This is a genomic window from Streptomyces anatolicus (genome assembly GCF_019400875.1).
Classification (GTDB): domain Bacteria; phylum Actinomycetota; class Actinomycetes; order Streptomycetales; family Streptomycetaceae; genus Streptomyces; species Streptomyces anatolicus.
Genome location: NZ_WMBF01000793.1, coordinates 1 through 1,682, shown reverse-complemented (window position 1 = coordinate 1,682; position 1,682 = coordinate 1). Strand labels below are relative to the sequence as shown.

Below are 1,682 nucleotides of genomic sequence, written 5' to 3'. Positions count from 1 at the left end.
GGGCAGGCGGGAGTTGGCCCTTCAGGGGGCCCCACTCGTTCGGGTCGGGCACGCCGGGGGGCAGCATCTGGCGGCGCTTGGGGCCGCCGTGTTCGGACTCGCCCGGCTCCTTGGCGCCCGGCCAGGCCTTCGCGACGCGGGCCGCGAGCACGAAGTCCTTGCGGAGCGGGTGGCCCTCGAAGTTCTCGGGGAGGAGCAGCGGGGTCAGCCCGGGGTGGCCCTCGAACGTCACGCCGAACATCTCGTGCGTCTCGCGCTCGTGCCAGGCGGCGCCCGCGTAGACACCGACGGCGGAGGCGAGGACGGGGGCGTCATGGGCGACCGTCGTACGGAGCAGGAGGCGGCGTACGGGAGAGAGCGCGACGACGTGGGCGGCGACGCGGAAACCGGTCTCCGGCTCGTCGACCGCGCTCAGCCAGTCGAAGTAGGTGCAGGCCAGCGTGGTGCGGGCCGTTTCGAGGGCGGTGGTCCACCGGGCCGGGGGGACGTCGACGGTCAGTACGTCGTACGACTCGTCGGCCGTCGCCTCCGGGCCGAACAGCTCTTCGACGGGGCTCGGCAGCCAGCCGGTCATGCCTGGGCCTCCCCCGGCGCGGGCGCCTTCACCAGGCCGCTGCGCAGCGCCGCCGTGGAGGGCCGCGTGCCGGGGCCGTTCCCGTACCGCTCCCCCAGCGACTCGGCGGCGATCTTCTCCTGGAGCTTGAGGATGCCCTGGAGCAGCGCCTCGGGCCGGGGCGGGCACCCGGGCACGTATACGTCGACGGGGATGATCTGGTCGACGCCCTTGGTGACGGAGTACGAGTCCCAGTACGGGCCGCCGCAGTTGGAGCAGGCGCCGAAGGAGATGACGTACTTCGGTTCGGGCATCTGCTCGTACAGGCGCTTGACCGCGGGGGCCATCTTGTCCGTGACCGTGCCGGAGACGACCATCAGGTCGGCCTGGCGCGGGCCCGGCGCGAAGGGGATGACGCCGAGCCGGATGAAGTCGTGGCGCGCCATGGAGGCGGCGATGAACTCGATGGCGCAGCAGGCGAGGCCGAAGTTGAAGACCCAGAGGGAGTAGCGGCGGCCCCAGTTGAGGACCACCTTCATCGGCTCGGGGGCCAGGCGGGAGAGCACGCCGAGCCGTTTCGGCTCCGGGAGGTCCACGGGAGCGGGGGTCACAGCGCTCACGTCCATGTAAGGACGCCCTTCTTGTATGCGTACAGCAGGCCCACGGCGAGGAAGCCGAGGAAGATGAACATCTCCACGAGCGTGGTCGCGCCGTAGCCGGGCGCGGCGAAGACCGTCGCCCAGGGGAAGAGGAAGATCGAGTCGACGGCGAAGATCACGTAGAGGAAGGCGTAGACGTAGTAGCGGACCTGGGTGTGGGCCCAGCCCTCGCCGACGGGGTCGACGCCGCACTCGTACGTCAGGAGTTTCTCGGGGGTCGGCACCACCGGGCGCAGCAGCCGGCCCGCGCCGAAGGCGACGGCGACGAACACCACGCCCACGAGGGCGAGCAGCCCGACGACGGAGTACGACTGGTAGTAGCTCGCCGCGACGTTCGTCACGTGCACGTCAGCTCCTCACACACGTCAGCTCCTCACTCCCCGACCGCCCTTGGCCCTGATGCTGATCCTGTTCGACGATCTGTACGCACGGGAGTCTAGGGCCTGCTAAAGGTTCGGTAAGCAGAGCGT

At 70.5% G+C, this 1,682-nt stretch carries 2 protein-coding genes and 1 pseudogene; all 3 read right to left on the bottom strand.

Annotated elements, in window-relative coordinates:
- The coding region (locus tag GKQ77_RS32515; protein ID WP_504739874.1) for an NADH-quinone oxidoreductase subunit C at window positions 1–742 on the bottom strand (742 nt) is incomplete at its 3' end.
- Window positions 730–1,092, bottom strand: a pseudogene (locus tag GKQ77_RS34290) (NADH-quinone oxidoreductase subunit B); the annotation flags it as partial. The gene GKQ77_RS32515 and the pseudogene GKQ77_RS34290, both read right to left, overlap by 13 nt.
- Before the next feature lie 77 nt (window positions 1,093–1,169).
- Window positions 1,170–1,559, bottom strand: a complete 390-nt coding sequence (locus GKQ77_RS32505; protein ID WP_219692744.1) for an NADH-quinone oxidoreductase subunit A — start codon at window positions 1,557–1,559, stop codon at window positions 1,170–1,172.
- Window positions 1,560–1,682 lie beyond the last annotated feature (123 nt).